Origin of the sequence: Kaustia mangrovi (assembly GCF_015482775.1) — a bacterium.
Taxonomy (GTDB): Bacteria; Pseudomonadota; Alphaproteobacteria; order Rhizobiales; family Im1; genus Kaustia; species Kaustia mangrovi.
The window spans coordinates 2,507,801-2,525,165 of record NZ_CP058214.1; the positions used below are offsets into that span (position 1 = coordinate 2,507,801).

The 17,365-nt window shown below is 68.9% G+C and carries 12 protein-coding genes; 6 read left to right on the plus strand and 6 right to left on the minus strand.

The window, feature by feature from the left end; translation table 11 throughout:
- Positions 1-42 precede the first annotated feature (42 nt).
- The 4 genes from HW532_RS11590 (at position 43) to HW532_RS11605 (ending at position 3,556) form a co-directional block, all read left to right on the plus strand.
- Entirely contained in the window at positions 43-1,041 is a 999-nt protein-coding gene (locus tag HW532_RS11590; RefSeq protein WP_213160636.1) for a TRAP transporter substrate-binding protein, read from the plus strand.
- Between the two features lie 133 nt (positions 1,042-1,174).
- Positions 1,175-1,687, plus strand: coding sequence for a TRAP transporter small permease (locus HW532_RS11595; protein WP_213160637.1), 513 nt, complete (start codon positions 1,175-1,177; stop codon positions 1,685-1,687).
- A gap of 14 nt (positions 1,688-1,701) precedes the next feature.
- Positions 1,702-3,018 (plus strand): TRAP transporter large permease, encoded by a 1,317-nt coding sequence (locus tag HW532_RS11600; protein ID WP_213160638.1) that lies wholly within the window; start codon positions 1,702-1,704, stop codon positions 3,016-3,018.
- Between the two features lie 82 nt (positions 3,019-3,100).
- On the plus strand, positions 3,101-3,556 hold the full coding sequence (locus HW532_RS11605) for a DUF1772 domain-containing protein (RefSeq protein ID WP_213160639.1): 456 nt from the start codon (positions 3,101-3,103) through the stop codon (positions 3,554-3,556).
- Here HW532_RS11605 and HW532_RS11610 read toward each other — a convergent pair.
- The 5 genes from HW532_RS11610 to corA form a co-directional block, all read right to left on the minus strand.
- On the minus strand, positions 3,534-3,992 hold the full coding sequence (locus HW532_RS11610) for an acyl-CoA thioesterase (protein WP_213160640.1): 459 nt from the start codon (positions 3,990-3,992) through the stop codon (positions 3,534-3,536). The two genes, HW532_RS11605 and HW532_RS11610, sit on opposite strands and share 23 nt — an antisense overlap.
- On the minus strand, positions 3,992-5,629 hold the full coding sequence (locus tag HW532_RS11615) for a 3-hydroxyacyl-CoA dehydrogenase family protein (protein ID WP_213160641.1): 1,638 nt from the start codon (positions 5,627-5,629) through the stop codon (positions 3,992-3,994). Before HW532_RS11615 ends, HW532_RS11610 begins: the two co-directional genes overlap by 1 nt.
- 23 nt (positions 5,630-5,652) lie before the next feature.
- Complete coding sequence (locus tag HW532_RS11620) at positions 5,653-6,087, minus strand: enoyl-CoA hydratase/isomerase family protein (protein WP_213160642.1); 435 nt, start codon at positions 6,085-6,087, stop codon at positions 5,653-5,655.
- A 96-nt stretch (positions 6,088-6,183) separates the two neighbouring features.
- Complete coding sequence (gene recQ, locus HW532_RS11625) at positions 6,184-8,034, minus strand: DNA helicase RecQ (RefSeq protein ID WP_213160643.1); 1,851 nt, start codon at positions 8,032-8,034, stop codon at positions 6,184-6,186.
- A 180-nt stretch (positions 8,035-8,214) separates the two neighbouring features.
- Entirely contained in the window at positions 8,215-9,192 is a 978-nt protein-coding gene (gene corA / locus HW532_RS11630) for a magnesium/cobalt transporter CorA (RefSeq protein WP_213160644.1), read from the minus strand.
- A gap of 197 nt (positions 9,193-9,389) precedes the next feature.
- Between corA and HW532_RS11635 the strand changes: the two genes are divergently transcribed.
- On the plus strand, positions 9,390-10,229 hold the full coding sequence (locus HW532_RS11635; protein ID WP_213160645.1) for a TonB family protein: 840 nt from the start codon (positions 9,390-9,392) through the stop codon (positions 10,227-10,229).
- A 531-nt stretch (positions 10,230-10,760) separates the two neighbouring features.
- A complete protein-coding gene (locus HW532_RS11640) occupies positions 10,761-15,626 on the plus strand; it encodes an NAD-glutamate dehydrogenase (protein WP_213160646.1) in 4,866 nt (1,621 codons plus the stop codon).
- A 57-nt stretch (positions 15,627-15,683) separates the two neighbouring features.
- Here the strand turns inward: HW532_RS11640 and purH are convergent, their stop codons facing one another.
- A complete protein-coding gene (purH, locus tag HW532_RS11645) occupies positions 15,684-17,273 on the minus strand; it encodes a bifunctional phosphoribosylaminoimidazolecarboxamide formyltransferase/IMP cyclohydrolase (RefSeq protein ID WP_246478740.1) in 1,590 nt (529 codons plus the stop codon).
- Between the last annotated feature and the right edge of the window lie 92 nt (positions 17,274-17,365).

Genomic DNA, 17,365 nt, shown 5'->3' on the forward strand with positions numbered 1-17,365 from the left:
TCCGGCCGGACGCAGATTGTTCGACAAGGAGGGAGACAAGCGATGAACAGAACAATCCTGAAGGGACTGGCGACCGGTGCCGTGCTGGCGGGCCTGGCGGCCCAGCCGGCCATGGCCATCGAATGGGACATGCCCAACGAGTACAACGCCACCTCGATCCATGCGCTCGGCGACAAGTATTTCGCCGACGCGCTGTCACAGAAGACGGACGGCGAGATCACCATCACGCACCATTTCGGCGGCTCGCTCGGCTACAAGTCGGTCGACCAGTTCGATGCGGTGGCCGACGGGGCGGTGCCCATCGCGGACACCTTTGTCGGGCCGCTCTCCGGCATCGATCCGATGTTCCTGCTCTCGTCGCTGCCCTTCGTCGCCTCCTCCATCGACGAGGCGAAGCTTCTGTGGGAGGTCGCCAGGCCGTATTACGAGAAGATCTTCGAGGAGAACAACCAGAAGCTCCTCTACGCCTCGCCCTGGCCGCCGAGCGGCATCTGGTCCAAGACGCCCGTCATCGCGCCGGGCGACGTGAAGACCCTCAAGATCCGCACCTATGACGCCAATGGCACGATCACCTTCCGCGATGTCGGGGCCGCGCCGATCCAGCTGAGCTGGGCGGATGTGGTGCCCCAGCTCAACACCGGCGGCATCGGTGCCGTGCTCACCTCCGCCGATGGCGGCGCGGCGGCGAGCCTGTGGGAGTATCTGAGCGATTTCTCGGAGGTGAACTACGCCTCGCCGCTCAACATGACGCACATGAATCTCGACGTCTTCAACGCGCTCACCCCCGAGCAGCAGGAGGCCGTCCTGGAGGCTGCCGAAGAGACCACCGAGCACCAGTGGCAGCTCGTGCGCGAGCGGCGCGTCGGCAATTACGACACGATGCGCGAGAACGGCATGAACGTCCATGTGGACGACGTCTCGCCGGAACTCCTCGAAGTGCTCGCCACGGCCGGCGAGGCCGCCATTGCGGACTGGCTGGAAAAGACCGGCGAGACGGGCCAGAAGATCCTCGACGAGTTCGCCGAGCAGGCCGGGAAGTAAGGACCGCTCGCAAGCAGCGCCCGTCCATGGCAGGCTCGCCACCCCGTCACCCGGTGTGCGGGACACGCCGCGAGGGTGAGGGGTCGCACCGGTTCCGTGCGACGGGCGCACATCCCGGGGAGGGGGTGAACCGATGCGCATGATCGTGGATGCCGTCGACTGGATATCCAGGGCCGCCGCCTATGTGGCCGCGGCCATCCTGGTGTTCATGGTCGGCCATATCCTCCTCGAGATCGTTCTGCGGAACCTGTTCGACACCTCCACCTTCGTCACCGCGGAGTTCGTGGGCTACGGCGTTGCCGCCATGACCTATCTGGGGCTCGCCTTCAGCCTGCGCACCGGCGCGCTGATCCGGGTCAACATGCTGCTCGTCAGGCTTCACGGGCCGGCGCGGCGGGCCGCGGAGATGCTCTGCGTGGCGATGACGCTCGCGCTGACTGTCTTCCTCGGCTGGTATTTCTGGCGCCAGCTCGCGCGCGACTACACGCGCGGCACGGTGAGCTACTCGATCGCGGAGGTGCCGGTCTGGATCCCGGAGGGGCTGGTCTTCGCCGGCATCGCCCTGTTCGGCCTGCAGCTCTTCGCCTATCTGGTACGCCTCGGTCTCGGCGATCCGCCGATTGCCGAGGATGTCGGCGGGGAATAGGACACGCAACACCCATGGAAGCGCTCGTCACCGGCCTTGTGATCCTGCTGTTCATCTTCTTCTTCCTGGGGGTCGGCACCTGGGTGTTCGCCGGCCTGTTCATGGTCTCCATCGCCGGCCTCATGGTGATCGCCGGTTTCCCGGAGGCGCGCATCGGGGCCATCGTCTCCAAGATCCTCTACCGCAGCGCCAATTCCTGGGAGCTCGCTGCCATCCCCATGTTCGTGTGGATGGGCGAGATCGTCTTCCGGACCGACATATCGGAGCGGCTGTTCCGGGGGCTCGCGCCCCTCGTCGACCGTATTCCCGGCGGGCTGCTGCACACCAATGTCGCGGGCTGCACGCTGTTTGCCGCCGTCAGCGGATCGAGCGCTGCGACCACCGCGACCGTCGGCAAGATCACCACGACGGAGCTCAATTCGCGCGGCTACGACCGATCGCTGGCGCTCGGCTCGCTGGCCGGGGCGGGCAGCCTCGGCCTGCTCATCCCGCCCTCCATCGTGATGATCATCTACGGGTTGCTCGCGGAAGTCTCCATCGCCCAGCTCTTCGCCGCCGGCATCCTGCCGGGGCTCCTCGTCTCCGGGCTCTATACGGGCTATATCGCGCTGCGCTGCATCGCCGATCCCGGCCTCGCGCCGCCAACCGGGGAACGGTTCGGCTGGCTCGGACGCCTGAAGGCGGCGGGCGACCTCCTGCCCGTGCTCGTGCTGATCGTTCTGGTCCTGGGCTCGATCTATTCCGGCATCGCCACGCCGTCGGAAGCCGCCGCCGTCGGCTGCGCGGCGACCATCGTGCTCACCCTCCTCATGCGCCAGCTCACCTGGCGCATCTTCGTCGATTCGCTCATGGGCGCGGTCAGGGTGTCGTGCATGGTCTGCTCGATCCTCGTCGCCGCCGCCTTCCTGTCGACGGCCATGGGTTACCTGCATGTGCCGCAGAACATCGCGGCGGCCATCACCAGGCTCGATCTCGGCCCCTACGGGCTGATCGTCGTGCTCGCGGCCTTCTACATCCTGCTCGGGCTCTTCCTCGACGGCATCTCGATCACCGTCATGAGCCTGCCGATCACCCTGCCGCTGATCGTCCAGGCGGGGTTCGATCCGGTCTGGTTCGGTGTGTTCCTCGTGGTCATGGTCGAGCTTGGCCAGGTGACGCCGCCCGTCGGTTTCAACCTGTTCGTGCTCCAGGGGCTGACGGGCCGGCCCATCGGCGAAGTCGCCCGCGCCGCCGTGCCGTTCTTCATGCTCATGTGCCTTGCCGCGGCCATCCTGACGGCCTTCCCCGACATCGCCCTGTGGCTGCCGACCGTCCTGTTCCGCAGCGGGTGAACGCGCCCGCCCGCATCGCCCATGACTTGCGCGGCGGCGCGGGCCCGTGAGACAGATACGGGCATCGCCAGCGGAGATGCCCATGACGCTCAGGATCGTGCAGTTTCTCGCCGTCGTCCTCACCGCGCTCGCGCTGGTCCCCGCCGGGGCCCATCTGTTCGAGATGCCGGCGAAGCTCGCGCTGACGCAGGACGACTACTTCGTCGTCCAGACCATCTATCGCGGCTGGGCACTGTTCGGCACCGTGCTGATCGGCGCGCTCATCGCCAATCTGGCCCTGACCGTGCTGTTGCGCGGAACCGGCCTCCACTGCGCGCTCGCCGGATCAGCCTTCCTGCTCGTCGCGGCGACGCTGGCGATCTTCTTCACCTGGACCTATCCGGCGAACCGGGCGACGCGGAACTGGACCGTCGTGCCGGAGAACTGGGAGGCCCTGCGCACACAGTGGGAATATGCCCACGCCGCCAACGCCGTCCTCACCTTCATCGCCGTGTGCGCGCTGGTCCTTGCGCTCGTCATCCCGCGCCGCCGGGCGTGACGGCCAGCGTTTCGAGGACGGCGCGCAGGTCGTCCGGCAGGGGCACGGGCCGGCGGGTCTCGCGGTCCACATAGACATGGACGAAATGGCCGGCCGCCGAGGCGGTGTCGGCATCGCCGCCGAAGATGGCGATGCCGTAGCGCACGCTGGACCGGCCCATATGCTCCACCCTGAGCCCACCGGTCACGGGCTCGGGGAAGGAGATTGGCGCGAAGTAGCGGCACTGCGTCTCCACCACCAGGCCGATGGTCGCACTGCCGGCAATGTCGAGAAGGCCGCGCTCGACGAGATAGCCGTTCACCACCGTGTCGAAGAACGCATAATAGACCACATTGTTGACGTGGCCGTAGACGTCGTTGTCGGCCCAGCGCGTGGTGATCGGGCGCAGGACGGCATAGTCCCCGCGCCCCGGCGGCGGGGTGCGCCCGGAGGCCATCAGACCGGCTCCCCGACCGCCTCGTCGAGATCGACGCCGTCGCGCGCGGCCGCGAGGATCGCCGGCGCCGGCGTCCAGCGTTCGCCGCTCCTGGCGGCATAGGCCTCCAGCCGCTTCGCGATCTCCCGCCACCCCCGGCGCGCGCCGTAGAAGAGCGGGCCGCCGCGCCAGCGCGGAAACCCGTAGCCGTGCAGCCAGACCGCGTCGACATCGCTTGCGCGCTCCGCGATCCCCTCGCCCAGGAGCTCCGCTCCCGCATTGACGAGCTGCAGCACCGCACGCTCCACGATCTCCTCGTCGGAGACGACACGCTGCGCGATGCCGTCCTCGCGCGCGAGCGCATGGGCAATCTCCACGGCTTCCGGATCGGGAACGGGCGTCCGGCTGTCGGGCTCGTAGCGGTACCAGCCCGCATTGGTCTTCTGGCCGTAGCGGCCGAGCTCGCACAGCCGGTCGGCGGCGCGCGGATAGTGCTCGCCTTCGGCCCTCGGGCGCGATTGGCGCATGCGCCAGTCCACATCGAGGCCCGCGAGATCGGCGACCGCGAAGGGTCCCATGGCGAAGCCGAATCCGGTCAGCGCCTTGTCGACCTGCTCCGGCGTCGCGCCCTCCTCGACGAGATAGGCGGCCTCCCTCTGATAGCGCTCCCACATGCGGTTGCCGATGAAGCCGTGGCAGACGCCCGCGAGCACCGGCATCTTGCCGATCTTGCGGGCGAAGGCCAGCGCGGTGGACAGCGTTTCGGGGCTCGCCCGCCTCGCGCGGATCACCTCCACGAGCTTCATGATCCAGGCCGGGCTGAAGAAGTGCATGCCGACAAAGCGCCCGGGATCCGCGACCGCGTCGCCCATGCGGTCGACATCGAGATAGGAGGTGTTGGTGGCGATCACGCAATCCGGCCCGACCGTGCGCGATGCCGCCTCCAGGACGGACATCTTGAGGTCCATGTCCTCGAACACCGCCTCGACGAGCAGGTCGGCGCCGGCAATGTCCTCAAGCGCCGCCGTCGTCGTCAGCCGCCCGGTGCGTGCGGCAAGTCCCTCCCGGTCGATGCGGCCGCGGGCGAGGTCGGCATCGAGCTGGTCGGTTATCCGCGTGCGGGCGCGCCCGGCAGCCTCCGCGTCGACCTCGCGCAGCGTCACCTGAAGCCCCGCATTGAGGCAGGCGAGCGCGATGCCGGTTCCCATGGTGCCGCCGCCGAGGATCGCGACCGTCGCAACGGGCCGGGGTTCCGGCGCGCCATCGAGCTTGCCGGCCTGGCGCTCGGCGAAGAAGGCATGGCGCAGCGAGGCGGATTCATTGCTCACCACGAGGGTCTCGAAGATCTCGCGCTCGCGTGTGAGCCCGTCGCCGAGCGGCAGGCGGGAGGCCGCCTCCAGAGCGGCGAGCGCGCCCGCCGGCGCCGACGGGCCGACCGTCTTTTTCGCCCGTGCGAGCTCCTTGCCGATCGCCGACTGGAGATCGGTCTCGCGCGCCGGGGCGGCATCCGGCTGGAGCGGCAGGCCGAGGGTCTCGATCCCCTGGCCGTCGAGCCAGTCCAGCGCCGCGGCGCGGATATCCTCGCCCGCCAGCACCGCACGGACCAGGCCGAGATCGTGGGCCCAGCCCGCCGGCACGGGCTTGCCGGTCACGATCATGCGCGCGGCCTCGCCGGCCTCGATCAGCCGCGGCAGGCGCTGCGTCCCCCGGCACCGGGAATGATGCCCAGATTGATCTCCGGCAGACCGAGCTTCGCGCCCTCGAAGGCGACGCGGACCGAGCAGCCGAGCGCAAGCTCGAGCCCGCCGCCGAGGGCCGCGCCATGGATGGCGGCGACGCTCGGCTTGCCGAGGCCGGCCAGCGCGACGATGAGGTCCTTCAGCTTGGGCTCGATCAGATGCGCGCCCCTGGAGAATTCGGAAATGTCGGCGCCCGCGCAGAACATGCGGCCCGTGCCGTAGAGCAGGATCGCCTCGATGTCGGAGGCTTCGCGCGCATGCTCGATGGCCTCGCCGATCCCCTGCCTGAGCGCGAGCGACAGCGCGTTTACCGGCGGCGACTTGAACCCGACGGTCAGCACGGACCCGATCTGTTCGATCTCGACGGCGTCAGACATGGAAGCTCCCCAGACTGTTGCGATGGTGCGATATTTGCGATCCGGCGGACGCCGGCAGGGCCGATCCGGCGATGATGCCGCGCCGGGCCCGCGCGCTCAAGATGCCGCGCGCGATCCCTCCGGCGCCGCCCCGTCGCCGAGCGCCTCGGCGATCGCGTCGAGGAACTGGCGGCCATATTGCTCGCGCTTCGCCTCGCCGATGCCGTAGACGCCGTCGAGCGCGCCCATGGAGCGCGGCTTGCGCTGGGCCAGGTCGATCAGGGTGCGGTCGGGGAAGATGACATAGGCGGGCACGCCGCGTTCGCGCGCGATCTCCGTGCGCAGGCTTTTCAGCGCGGAGAACAGCGGCTCGTCCGCCTCGTCCAGAACGGGGGCGGAGGCGCGCGATGCCGACCGGTCCGCCTTCTCGCGCGCGGGCCGGAGCCTGTCCTTGCGCAGCTCCAGACCCGCCTGGCCCTTGAGAATGTCGCGCCCGAGCGCGGTCATCTCCCAGCGACCGTAGCCCGCAATGTCGAGCGATATGACGCCCGCGGCGTAGAGCTGGCGGAAGATCGAGCGCCACTCGTTCCTGGAGTGCTCCCGCCCGACGCCGAAGGTCGGCAGGCGGTCATGGCCGAACTTGGCGATGGCCTCGGTCTCCTCCCCGCACAGGATGTTGACGAGGTGCTCGGTGCCGAAGCGCTCGCCCGTGCGCACCATGGCGGACAGCGCCTTCTGGGCGGCGATCGTGCCGTCGATCACCTCCACGCCGTCGATGCACAGGTCGCAATTGCCGCACGGCTCCGCCGTCTCGCCGAAATAGGCGAGCAGGGTCTGGCGGCGGCAGCGCGGCGCCTCGCACAGCGCGACAAGCGCGTTGAGGCGCTGCTTCTCCACGCGCTTCTGCTCGGGCGAGGCATCGCTGTCCTCGATCTGCGTACGGCGCAGGCGGATATCGTCGAGTCCGTAGAGCGCGAGCGTGTCGGCGGGCAGGCCGTCGCGGCCCGCGCGCCCGATCTCCTGATAATAGCTCTCGATATTCTTCGGCAGGCCCGCATGGGCCACGAAGCGGACATCCGGCTTGTCGATCCCCATGCCGAAGGCGACGGTCGCGGCGATCACCACGCCGTCCTCCTGCAGGAAGCGCTCCTGGTGGCGGTTGCGCAGCTCCGGATCCATTCCGGCGTGATAGTGGAGCGTAGGCGTGCCGGCGGCGGTCAGCGCCTCGGCGAGATCCTCCGTCTGGCGCCTGGAATTGCAATAGACGATGCCGCTCTGGCCGCGATGGGCCTTGACGAAGGCGGCGATCTGCTTGCGCGCGGAGGATTTGGCGCGCATGGCGAGCGACAGGTTCGGCCGGTCGAAACCGTGCACGAACACCCGGGGCGTGGCCGGGAAGAGCTTCTCCTGGATATCGGCGCGCGTCGCCTTGTCCGCCGTCGCGGTCAGCGCGACGATGCGAAGCTCCGGCAAGGACTGGCGGATGGTGCCGAGTGTCAGATACTCAGGCCGGAAATCGTGCCCCCATTGCGAGATGCAATGGGCCTCGTCGACGGCCAGCAGCGAGATCCCGGCGCGGGCCAGCCGGTTGAGGGTGTCCGACTTGGCCAGCCGTTCCGGCGCGATATAGAGGAGCTTGAGCGCGCCCGCATCGATCCGGTCCAGGATGTCGCGGTTCTCCGCCGGATCGTTGGTGGAATTGAGGCTCGCCGCCTGGATGCCGTAGGCGGAGAGCTGGGCGACCTGGTTGCGCATCAGCGAGATGAGCGGCGAGACGACGAGCGTCAGCCCGTCGCCCATGAGGGCCGGGAGCTGGTAGCACAGCGACTTGCCGCTGCCCGTCGGCATGACGGCGAGAACGTCCTCTCCGGCCAGCACCGCCTCCACGATCTCCGCCTGTCCGGGGCGGAAGGCGTCGAAGCCGAATGTGGTACGCAGGACATGCTGCGCGGCGGTCAGGTCGGGCATGGGGCCGGGCTCGCAGTCTTCTCGGGCGTTGGCAGTCAGCGCCTTGAAGCCGTTCGGCTTTTCCGGGACCGGGCGGCAATGCCCGGTCGCAGGCCGGCCGCACGGCGATTCGGACGGTCCCCCAATCCATAGCCGAGCGCGACGCCCGGCGCAAAGGCTCCGGCCTGCCTCAAGGCCGGATCAGAGCCAGCCTTTCCGCTTGAAATAGAGATAGGGCAGGATCGCCGACACGATCATGAGGACGATGGCGAACGGATAGCCGAAGGTCCAGTCGAGTTCCGGCATGATATTGAAGTTCATGCCGTAGATGGAGGCGATGAGGGTCGGCGGCAGGAACACCACCGCGGCGACGGAGAAGATCTTGATGATGCCGGTCTGCTCGATATTGATCATGCCGAGCGTGGCGTCGAGCAGGAAGTTGATGTTTCCGGCGAGGAAGGCGACATGGTCGTTGAGCGCCTGGACGTCGCGCACCAGCGTCTTGAACGCCTTCGCCAGCGTCTTGTCGGTCGTGTGGACGCCCGGGCGGTTGAGGAAGGTGGCGAGCCGCGAGATGGTCAGGAGGCTCTCGCGGACCCGGTTGGTGATGCCCTGAGCGAGGCCGATGCGGCGCAGCACGTCCTCATAGTCGATGTCGCGCCGTGTCTCGTCCGGGTGCTCGCGCGCGAAAATCTCCTTGGCGAGCACGTCGAGATCGCGCTGGGCCATTTCGAGCACATCCGCGATGCGGTCGACGACGGCGTCGAGAAGGCCGGCGAGCACGGCCTCCCCGCTCGGCACCTTCGACGGCGGCTTCTGGCACTGGCTCGCATAGAGTTTGAAGGGCTGCGGGTCGATATAGCGCAGGGTGACGAGCGTGCGGTCGACCAGCATGAAGGTGACCGGATCGCTCGTCGGCGTATCGCTCTCCGCCTGGGCCAGAACGGCTGCCGTCATGAACAGGGCGCGCCCCTCCTGATAGAGCCGGCTCGACGCCTCGATCTCGGCCATGTCCTCGCGCGTGGGAACCTCCAGCCCGAGCGCCTCCTCGACAGCCTTTTCCTCCTCGCATGTCGGCTGGAACAGGTCGATCCACACGACATTGTCCGGCAGGGGCTCGCCCTCCGTGAGGGTACGCGGGGCGAGCGCTCCGCCGTCGGAGACATAGGCTGTGATCATGGGCGACCTCGTTTATCATGCGACGCGAGCGTCAATGCGCTATGAAGGGCACGGCAAGGAAGCGATCCCGCATCGACGGCCCCCATGCCCGCGCGATGTTACGCCACCATGACGGATGGATGAAAGCCGGTCTGGATTCATGGCGGCGGAGGCCTTATGTGGGCCCGGTGAATGCGAAGGAGTCTAGCGAGCCCCGCGTGTCGGACAGCCTGCTATCGGTGACGCCGGCCGAGGAGGCCGAGCCGCCCCGGCCCGCACCCGACGGGACCGGGCAGACGGCGACGCTTGTCCTCGCGGTGCTGCTCCATGTGCTGGTCATCGGCGCGACGGCGCTCCATTTCTCCGACACGCAACCGCCCGAGCAACCCGAAGCGATCCCCGTGGAGATCGTGCAGCTGCCCGAGGAGAAGCCGGAGCCCCCGCCCGAGCCCGAACCCGAACCGGAGCCCGAGCCTCAACCGGAGCCGGAGCCGCAGTCCCAGCCCGAGGAGCCCGCCCAGGCGATGCAGACGGCCCGGGCGAGCGGGGCGAGCGACAATCCCGATCTGGAGGCCGCCGAGGCGCCGGAGGCGGAAACGGAAGCCGAGCCGGCCGCGCCCGAGCCCGTGGAGGAGGCGCCGGAGGCCACCGAGCTGCCGCCCGACCTGACCCTCGGGCCGTCGCCGGACCAGGAGGTCCTGGAGGCGATGGCGAACATGAAGCAGGCCTTCGACATGCCCGCCGGCAGCCTGGAGAGCGCCGGCGCGGGCCAGGGCGGCGGCGATCCCTATCTCAATGCCATGAGGGACCGCATCATAGCGCGCATCGTCTATCCGGCTGCGCAGGCCGGGGGGCGGACCGGGTCGGCGGCCTATCGCGCGGTCGTGGCACGGTCCGGCCGGCTCCGGAAGCTGGAGCTCGTGCGCTCCGCGGGCATGCCGGTGCTGGACCAGGCCGGCCTCGACGCCATCAATGCCGCCGCCCCCTTCAAGCCCCTGCCCGACTACATTCCCGGCGAGTCCGCGGTGATCGACATCGTCCTGCGCATCGAGCCATAGGGCGAGCTGTTGCACGGTTGCATCGCCCGCGCGCAGAACCGCCCCGGGGCGGTGCGCGGGCTTTGCAATGCCGCGGCGAATCTTCTAAGCAGTCCCTGTCCGGCGGAGACAGGGGGGATCCCGGCGGGCGCGACCATCCCGACAATCCCCGGCATAACCACAGGTTGCCCACAGGCTGTCCACAGCTCGTGAACAGGCCGGGCCTATCGAGACATGACCCAGACCGCTTCGAGACCGGACACGCCACGCCCCCGTTTCCTGTCTGCCGCCCTGAGGTTCCTGGTCGTCGTCTCCGCCGGGGTCGGCTGGCTGACGCTCTGCTACGCGTTGCCATAGGCCCCTCGAGCGCCGCGCTTTCCCGAAAAACAGGCTGAAAACGGGTCGCAAACAGACCCCGCGGACCAATTGGGCCGGACAGGCGAAATTCATCTCCGACAGCGGTTGGCCGGGCGCGGCGGGCGTCCTAGTATGCCCGTCATTGGGTCAGCGCATTCTTACCCTGTGGTGGGGTTCATAGAACGGGGATTCTTCATGCGGGCCGCGGAGAAAATCAGTCCACTCATCGATTCCGTCGCGAGCAAGGCCGGCAAGGGCAGGGCGCCGAAGCTGCTCGAACCCTTCTCCAGACTGCTCTACAGGCGCGGCGTGCCGGAGGATCTGGAGGCCTATTCGGCCGACGCACTGGCCGCGCTCGCGCGCGAGGCCTTCGGCTTCCTGAAGGAGCGCAAGCCCGGACGGCACAAGCTGCGGCTCTACAATCCCGAGGAAGGCGCGCCCGGCGGGCTCGGCGAGATCACGGTGATCGAGATCGCCAATGACGACATGCCGTTCCTCGTCGATTCCACGCTCGGCCTGCTGAGCGAGCGGGGCCACAATATCGCGCTGGTCCTGCATCCGATCCTCGCCGTGGAGCGCTCCCCCAAGGGCGAGCTCACGGGCCTCGACGACGGCGCGGCAGTGGTCTCCGACCATTTCTCGCGCGAAAGCTTCATCCACATCCATATCTCGCGGCTCGGGCTTGAAAGCGACCGGACCTCGCTCGAGGCGGACATCGACAGCATGCTCAAGGACGTGCGCACCGTCGTCCTCGACTGGCCGGGCATGCGCGACCGCCTCGACAGGGCCGTGACGGACTATCAGGCCAACCCGCCGGCCGTGGCGGTGGAGGAGCTGTCGGAATCGATCCAGTTCCTGCAATGGCTGCTCGACGACCACTTCACCTTCCTCGGCATGCGCGAATATACCTTCGAGGGCGGGCCGGGGCACGGCCAGCTCAAGGCGGTGAAGGGGTCCGGACTCGGCATCCTGCGCGACCCCAAGGTTCAGGTGCTGCGCCGCGGCCGCGAGCTCGTCGAGATCACGCCGGAGGTGCGCGAGTTCCTCAACGAGCCGGCCCCGCTCATCATCACCAAGGCCAATGTGCGCGCCACCGTCCACCGGCGTTCGCACATGGACTATATCGGCATCAAGCAGTTCTCCGACGACGGCCAGCTCATGGGCGAGCTGCGCCTGGTGGGTCTGTTCACCTCCGCCGCTTATACACGCAGCCCGCGCTACATCCCCATGCTGCGCCGCAAGGTCGGGCATGTGATAGCCTCCAGCGGCTTCAAGCCGGACGGCCATTCCGGCAAGGCGCTGCAGAACGTTCTGGAGACCTTCCCCCGCGACGAGCTGTTCCAGATCGACACCGAGACGCTGACCGAGACGGCGCTCGGCATCCTGCAGCTTGAGGAGCGCCCGCGGACCCGCATGTTCGTGCGCCGCGACAAGTTCGACCGGTTCGTCTCCGTGCTCGTCTATGTGCCGCGCGACCGCTACACGACGGATGTGCGCCGGCGAATCGGCGATCTGCTCGCCTCCGCCTATGACGGCCGGGTCTCCGCCTTCTTCCCGGCCTTCCCCGAGGGCTCGCTCGTGCGCGTCCACTACATCCTCGGGCGCTACGAGGGCGAGACGCCGAGCCCGGACGTCGCCGAGCTGGAGGCACAGGCCACCGAGATCGTGCGTACCTGGGACGACCGGCTGACCGAGGCCGTCCAGACGGAATGCACACCGGAGCTGGCGGACAGTTTCATCGGCCGGTATCGCGGGGCCTTCTCCGCGGCCTATCAGGAGGCCTTCCCGCCGAGCCAGGCGGTCGCCGACATCCTCCAGATGGAACGGCTGAGCGACGACGGCGACATCGCCGTGGAGCTGCATCCCGGCGACGAGGAAGACGGCGACGCGGCGGTCAACCTGAAGCTCTACCATCTGGGCGAGCCCATCGCGCTGAGCGACCGGCTGCCGATCCTTGAGAATATGGGGTTCCGCTCGATCGACGAGCGCACCTACAGGATCACCCGGGCCGGCGCGGACGGGGCTGCGGAGGCCGTCGTCCTGCACGAGGTCACGCTGAAGCCGATCGACGGCCAGCCGATCGACCTGGACGCCGTCGGCGGCCTGGTGAACGACGGCTTCGCGGCCGTCTGGACACGGCAGGCGGAGAATGACGGCTACAATACGCTGCTCCCGCGCGAAGGGCTGGCGTGGCGCGAGGCGGCGCTGCTCAGGGCGTGCTCGAAATATCTGCGCCAGGCGGCGGTCCCCTATTCCGGGGACTACATGGCCGCGACCCTGACGAAATATCCCGACCTCGCGCGCAAGCTGCTCGAGCTCTTCGAGGCGCGCTTCGACCCGGCCTTCCCCAAGGCGAAGGCAAAGGGCGCGGACGCGGGGCGCGATGCCGCCATGAAGACCATACTCGACCGGATCGACGAGGTGCTCGCCTCCGTGCCGAGCCTCGACGAGGACCGCATCGTGCGCCGCTTCGCCAATCTCGTCATGGCGATGACGCGCACCAACTACTACCAGCGCGACGCCGAAGGCGGCCTGCGCCCGACCATCTCCTTCAAGATCGACTCCCGCAAGGTCGACGGCCTGCCCGATCCCAAGCCGTTCGCGGAAATCTTCGTCTATGCGCCCGATGTGGAGGGCGTCCATCTGCGCGGCGGCAAGATCGCGCGCGGCGGGCTTCGCTGGTCGGACCGGCCGGAGGATTTCCGCACCGAGGTCCTGGGGTTGGCCAAGGCGCAGAACGTGAAGAACGCCGTCATCGTGCCGGTCGGCGCGAAGGGCGGCTTCGTGGCCAAGCGCCTGCCTCAGGGCGGCACGCGCGAGGAGATCCTGGCGGAAGGCGTACGCTGCTACAGGCTGTTCGTCTCCTCCATGCTCGACATCACCGACAATCTCGATGGCGACACGGTGGTGCGGCCCGAGGGCGTGGTGCGCCATGACGGCGACGACCCCTATCTCGTCGTCGCCGCCGACAAGGGCACCGCGACCTTCTCCGACATCGCCAACGAGATCTCCACGGCACACGACTTCTGGCTCGACGACGCCTTTGCCTCCGGCGGGTCGGCGGGCTACGACCACAAGAAGATGGGCATCACCGCGCGCGGCGCCTGGGAGGCGGTGAAGCGCCATTTCCGCGAGATGGACATCGACATCCAGACGACGCCGTTCACCGTGCTCGGCGTCGGCGACATGTCGGGCGACGTGTTCGGCAACGGCATGCTGCTCTCCAAGGCCACAAAGCTCGTCGCCGCCTTCGACCATCGCGACATCTTCATCGACCCCGACCCCGATCCGGTGCTGAGCTGGCAGGAGCGCCAGCGCCTGTTCGAGCTGCCGCGCTCGTCCTGGCAGGACTATTCGCACGACCTCATCTCCGAGGGCGGCGGCGTGTTCAGCCGGCAGGCGAAATCCGTGCCCCTCAGCGCCCAGATCCGTGCGCTCACCGGCCTCAAGGGCAACAGCGCGGCGCCCAACGAGGTGATCCGCGCGCTGCTGAAGGCCAAGGTCGACCTCATCTGGTTCGGCGGCATCGGCACCTATATCCGGGGCGACGAGGAAACCGACGCCGATGTCGGCGACCGCGCCAACGACGCGATCCGGATCGCGGCGAGCGGGATCGGCGCGAAGGTGATCGGCGAGGGCGCCAATCTGGGCCTCACCCAGCGCGCGCGTGTCGCCTTCGGCCTGAGAGGCGGGCGCGTGAACTCCGACGCGGTGGACAATTCGGCGGGCGTGAACTCCTCCGACATCGAAGTCAACATCAAGATCGCGCTCGGCGCGGCGGAGGCCGCCGGAACCCTCAAGCGGCCGGCGCGCAACAAGCTTCTCGCCGCGATGACCGAGGAGGTCGGCGACCTCGTCCTGCGCAACAACTATCTCCAGACGCTGTGCCTCAGCCTGTCGGAGAAGCGGGCTCTGGAAGAGCTCGGCTTCCACGAGCGGCTCATGCGCGCGCTGGAGCGCAAGGGTCTGCTCGACCGCGAGCTGGAATTCCTGCCCAACGACCGCACCCTCAAGGCCCGGGCCGCACAGGGAACGGGCCTCACGCGGCCCGAGCTCGCCGTGCTCATGGCCTATGCCAAGATCGTCCTGTTCGACCAGCTCGTGGCCAGCGGCGTCCCCGACGACCCCTATCTCGCCCGCGAGCTCAGGCGCTACTTCCCCACCCGGCTCGACAAGCGCCATGGCGGCGAGATCGAAGGGCACAGGCTGCGCCGGGAGATCATCTCCACCATGCTGGCCAACAGCATGATCAACCGGGGCGGACCGGCCTTCGTGTCCCGCCTCCAGGACGAGACGGGCGTCGGCGTGGCCCCCATCGCGGCCGCCTATGCGGTGGCGCGCGACAGCTTCGGCTTCACCGAGCTCAACGCGCTCGTCGACGGGCTCGACAACCGGGTTCCCTCGGGCCTGCAGACGGATCTCTATCTGGAGCTGCAGGCGCTCCTGCGCAGCCAGACGCTGTGGTTCCTGCGCAACGCCTCGCTGGAGGGCGGGCTCGACCGGGTGGTACGCCATTACCGCCAGGGGCTCGCCGCCCTGCACAAGGCGTTGCCCGATGTGCTTCCCGAGGAGAGCGGAGCCGGCTGGTCGTCGCGCATCGCCACGCTTCAGGAGGCGGGCATGGAGGCGGAGGAGGCGCGGCGCCTCGCCGGGCTCAGCTATCTGTCGCGCGGGCCGGACATCGTGCTGGTCGCGGGGCGGGCCAAGCGCCCGGTCGAGGAGGTCGCGCGCGGCTTCTTCGCACTCGGCGACCGGCTGATGATCGACCGGATCGCCGCCTCCGCCGCGGCGATGGAGGTGACCGACTATTACGACCGGCTGGCGATCAACCGGACGATGGACGGCATTCTCGCCACCCACCGCACGCTCGTCGCGGAGATGATCGCGGAGGCGAAGTCCAAGGAGGATGCCTGGCAGATGTGGTCGGACGCCCATAGCGGCGCCATCGGCCGGACCTGCGAGGCCGTCTCGGAGCTCCTCTCCGGCGGCACCATGACGCTCGCGCGCCTCGCCGTCGCCTCGAGCCACCTGCAGGATCTCTCCGCCGAACTGGCGAAGTGACGCCCCATCCGGTCCCCCCGTTCCCGCCTTTTGCGGGAGCGGGCGGATGCGCCCGACCTAGTGCCGGAAGTGGCGCATGCCGGTGAAGACCATGGCGAGGCCGGCCTCGTCGGCGGCGGCGATCACCTCGTCGTCGCGGACCGAGCCGCCCGGCTGGATGACGGCGGTGGCGCCCGCCTTCGCGGCCGCCAGGAGACCGTCCGCAAAGGGGAAGAAGGCATCGGAGGCCACGGCCGAGCCGCGCGTCAGCGGCTCCGGCAGGCCGGCGGCCCGAGCGGCGTCCTCGGCCTTCTGCGCGGCGATCCTGGAGGAATCGACGCGGCTCATCTGCCCGGCCCCGATCCCGACCGTCGCGCCGTCCCGGGCATAGACGATGGCGTTGGACTTCACATGCTTGGCGATGGTGAAGGCAAAGCGCAGATCGGCCATCTCGCGCTCGCTGGGCGCCCGCTTCGTGACCACCTTCAGATCGCCCGCCTCCAGGCGCTTGGCATCGCGGTCCTGGACCAGCAGGCCGCCGGCCACCGTCCGGACCATGGTGCCGGCAGCGGCCGGATCGGGCAGGCCGCCGGTGAGCAGCAGGCGGAGGTTCTTCTTGCCCGCCATGACGGCGAGCGCCGCCTCGTCGGCCTCGGGCGCGATCACCACCTCTGTGAAGAGCTTCGCGATCTCCTCCGCCGTCTCGCCGTCGAACGGCCGGTTGAGCGCGACGATGCCGCCGAAGGCGCTGACCGGGTCGCAGGCGAGCGCCTTGCGGTAGGCCTCCGAGAGCGAGGCCCCGCGCGCCGCGCCGCACGGATTGGCATGCTTGACGATGACGACCGCCGGCGCATCGGCGGGATCGAACTCCGCGACGCATTCGAAGGCGGCATCGGTGTCGTTGATGTTGTTGTAGGAGAGCTCCTTGCCCTGGACCTGGCGCGCCGTCGCCACGCCGGGACGCGCCTCGCCGGTGCGGTAGAAGGCGGCCTCCTGGTGCGGGTTCTCGCCATAGCGCAACGCCTGGGCGAGCCGGCCGCCAAAGGCCCGGTACTCCGGCGCCGCCTCCTCCCCGCGCTCCGCGAACCAGCCGCCGATCGCGGCATCGTAGGCGGCGGTGCGCGCATAGGCCTTGCCCGCGAGCCGGCGGCGGGTGGCGAGCGTCGTCGCGCCGTCATGGGCGGCGAGCTCGTCGAGGATCGCGGAATAGTCCCCCGGCTCCACCACCACGGCGACGCCGGAATGGTTCTTGGCGGCCGCCCGGATCATGGCGGGGCCGCCAATGTCGATATTCTCGATCACCGTCGCGTCGTCGGCCTGCGAGGCGACGGTCGCCTCGAACGGGTAGAGATTGACCACGAGGAGGTCGATGGGCGCGATGTCGTGGCTGGCGAGCGCGGCCATGTGCGCCGGCGTGTCGCGGTCGGCGAGCAGCCCCCCGTGAACGCCCGGATGGAGCGTCTTCACCCGCCCGTCCATGATCTCCGGAAAGCCCGTGACGTCGGAGACGTCGGTCACGGCGAGCCCCGCCGCCTTGAGCGCGCGGGACGTGCCGCCGGTCGAGACGAGATCGACGCCGCGCGCGGCGAGGGCCCTGGCGAAATCGACGAGGCCCGTCTTGTCGGAGACGGACAGGAGGGCGCGGCGGATGGGAACGAGATCGGACATGGGGCGTGCTGCCATGGCAATGCTGTGCGGGACGGGGTGAACGCCTGCCAGATAGCACTTCCCGCGCCGGAGTGGAACAGCGGCGCGCTCGA

What these genes read in the sequence shown, in the direction of transcription:
- HW532_RS11590 (WP_213160636.1), top strand. Translation starts at nt 43, where the DNA reads ATGAACAGAACAATCCTGAAGGGACTGGCGACCGGTGCCGTGCTGGCG.
- HW532_RS11595 (WP_213160637.1), top strand. Translation starts at nt 1,175, where the DNA reads ATGCGCATGATCGTGGATGCCGTCGACTGGATATCCAGGGCCGCCGCC.
- HW532_RS11600 (WP_213160638.1), top strand. Translation starts at nt 1,702, where the DNA reads ATGGAAGCGCTCGTCACCGGCCTTGTGATCCTGCTGTTCATCTTCTTC.
- HW532_RS11605 (WP_213160639.1), top strand. Translation starts at nt 3,101, where the DNA reads ATGACGCTCAGGATCGTGCAGTTTCTCGCCGTCGTCCTCACCGCGCTC.
- HW532_RS11610 (WP_213160640.1), bottom strand. Translation starts at nt 3,992, where the DNA reads ATGGCCTCCGGGCGCACCCCGCCGCCGGGGCGCGGGGACTATGCCGTC.
- HW532_RS11615 (WP_213160641.1), bottom strand. Translation starts at nt 5,629, where the DNA reads ATGATCGTGACCGGCAAGCCCGTGCCGGCGGGCTGGGCCCACGATCTC.
- HW532_RS11620 (WP_213160642.1), bottom strand. Translation starts at nt 6,087, where the DNA reads ATGTCTGACGCCGTCGAGATCGAACAGATCGGGTCCGTGCTGACCGTC.
- recQ (WP_213160643.1), bottom strand. Translation starts at nt 8,034, where the DNA reads ATGCCCGACCTGACCGCCGCGCAGCATGTCCTGCGTACCACATTCGGC.
- corA (WP_213160644.1), bottom strand. Translation starts at nt 9,192, where the DNA reads ATGATCACAGCCTATGTCTCCGACGGCGGAGCGCTCGCCCCGCGTACC.
- HW532_RS11640 (WP_213160646.1), top strand. Translation starts at nt 10,761, where the DNA reads ATGCGGGCCGCGGAGAAAATCAGTCCACTCATCGATTCCGTCGCGAGC.
- purH (WP_246478740.1), bottom strand. Translation starts at nt 17,273, where the DNA reads ATGTCCGATCTCGTTCCCATCCGCCGCGCCCTCCTGTCCGTCTCCGAC.